This window comes from Nonomuraea sp. KM88, assembly GCF_052245635.1.
Lineage (GTDB): Bacteria > Actinomycetota > Actinomycetes > Streptosporangiales > Streptosporangiaceae > Nonomuraea.
This window is the reverse complement of sequence record NZ_JBQQCC010000060.1, coordinates 1-2,013: the sequence shown is the minus strand read 5'-3', so window position 1 is coordinate 2,013 and position 2,013 is coordinate 1. Positions and strand designations below refer to the sequence as shown.

Here is a 2,013-nt window from a genome sequence, read left to right as displayed (position 1 = left end):
GGAAGGGGCACTCGCTGGCACCGTAAGTGTCGCGCACCTTGGCGCCGAACGCGCGGCCCAGCAGCGCGTAGTCGTCCTCGGTCAGGGTTTCGCCGGCCGGCTCCACCAGGACCGGCGCGACGCGCAGCCGGCCAGCCTCCTGCTCCGCGGCGAGCATACGCAGCACGCTGCCGTATCCCAGCAGCAGGGCAGGACGGAACGCGTTGAGCTCGGCGACCGTCCGACCTGATGAGACACCTTCTCGATCGCGAGATCAGGGAACGACCGGCTGGATACTTCGGCCCGAACCGCGGCCCCGCCGGTCCTGAGCTTCCGCTATCTCGCCAACACGGCCTACCACGGCGACCACACGTTCGGGAACATCTCCTTCCCTGACGACGTAGCGTGATCACGTCACGGAGCGCCCGCGACAAGATGGACGATCTCGCGTACGGAAAGGAAATGCGCTCGAACAACATGTACGGCGCCGAGGCCGAGTGCGACTCCTTCGCAACCTGGAGGCTCCCGGACATCGTCTTCGAGTCCTAGGCCGAGATCGACCTCGGCGGCCAGATCGTCGAGTTGTACCGTTTCGGAGCGGGAAACGGCCCCGGCGACACCGTCGTGTATGTCCCCTCGGCCGGTGGCTGGAGGCGGAGCGGGTAGCGGCCCACGATCATGCCGAGGCCCTGCGCGTGGATCAGGCCGGCCTTCGCCTCGATGCTGGGATCGCCGGGCAGGGCCGCCCGTAACACCGGCAGCACCTGCCGGTCGAACAGGCGCTGCACCGCCCGGGCGGCCTCCTCGTGGGTCATGGCGGAGCGGTGCAGCGCGGCCATTGCCTCGTTCTCGCCGCGGTCCCATGGCTCCAGCGCGGCCGACCTCCTGACGCGGACGCGCGTCAGGTCCAGGGACGGATCGTCCGCCGCGTCGGCGCCGACCGCTCCTCGAAGCACACCACCGGCGCCCATCGTGAAGATCCTGCTCAGCCGACCCGCGTACGTGACCACCTTCGACGGCTAGGACCGCGAGCTGACCAATGCCGACATCCTGATCGACGGGTCGCAGATCACCGCCATCGGGCACGACCTGCCCGCAGCGGATGCCGACCGGATCATCGACGTCGCCGTGCCCGGCCTGATCAACGCCCACCAGCACCTGTTCCAGGCGTCGCTGCGCACCCTTGAACAATCCGCATGCAGGACCACAGGGCAGGCGGTCAACCGTTGCGTGGCACAGGTGAGGGCTGGCGGAACAGGCGGGGGAGCTTGCGCAGCAGCCCGGGGGCGCCGACGGTCGTGGCGGTGCCGGCGCTCAGGGCGTCGGCGAGCGTGGTGTGGCCTTCGGTGATCGAGAGGAAGGTGGCGCCGTCGATGGTGACGGTGGCGTCCGGGGCCTGTGCGGGCGTGTGGACCATGTCGACGGTGCCGTCGTGGACGCGGGCGTGAAAGGTCTCCTCGTCGATGCGGAACTCGATGACGGCGCGCAGGCCGGCGGCGGCGTCCGGGCTGAAGCAGGCTTGCAGTCCGAGCATCGCCCATCCGGAGCGGAAGGTCTCCGCCGGCCGCCGGTTGTCCATTGCCCACTTCATCCCCCAGCGGGCCATGGCGAGGACCGTGGGGCCGAGTTCCCGCCCGGCCTCGGTGAGGTCGTAGGCGGGCGTGCGAGCGGGCGGCGGGAGCGTGGTCCTACGGATGAGGCCCTGGCCTTCGAGGTGCTTCAGCCGGGCGGCCAGCAGGCCCGTGCCGAGCCCGGGCAGGTTGGCCAGCAGATCCCTGAAGCGTTTGGGGCCGGTGAGCAGCTCGCGCACCAGGAGGAGGGTCCAACGCTCGCCGATCAGGTCAAGGGTGCGCGCGGTCGCGCAGTACTGGTTGTAGGTCCGCTGCTCCACTTCGTCATTCTAGTCTTCACGCTTCCGTTTCTTGAAGCGTCACCGCGTCGAGCAGCAGCCGGGCCAGTGGTTCGGGGTGGGTGACCATGATGTCGTGCGGGCCGTCGCAGGCGACCGTGCGATATCCGATCGCCCTGGCCAGG

3 protein-coding genes are annotated in these 2,013 nt (G+C 69.5%); 1 reads left to right on the top strand and 2 read right to left on the bottom strand.

From position 1 onward, the window contains the following. Positions 1-384 precede the first annotated feature (384 nt). Positions 385-528 carry a hypothetical protein gene (locus ACTWPV_RS49635; protein ID WP_347650012.1) on the top strand — a complete coding sequence of 48 codons (144 nt, stop codon included), beginning with the start codon at positions 385-387 and terminating at the stop codon, positions 526-528. Here the strand turns inward: ACTWPV_RS49635 and ACTWPV_RS49630 are convergent. Beyond that, a complete protein-coding gene (locus ACTWPV_RS49630) occupies positions 525-989 on the bottom strand; it encodes a TetR/AcrR family transcriptional regulator (RefSeq protein WP_443157217.1) in 465 nt (154 codons plus the stop codon). The genes ACTWPV_RS49635 and ACTWPV_RS49630 overlap by 4 nt on opposite strands. A gap of 209 nt (positions 990-1,198) precedes the next feature. Beyond that, positions 1,199-1,870 carry a winged helix-turn-helix transcriptional regulator gene (locus ACTWPV_RS49625; RefSeq protein ID WP_443157216.1) on the bottom strand — a complete coding sequence of 224 codons (672 nt, stop codon included), beginning with the start codon at positions 1,868-1,870 and terminating at the stop codon, positions 1,199-1,201. Between the last annotated feature and the right edge of the window lie 143 nt (positions 1,871-2,013).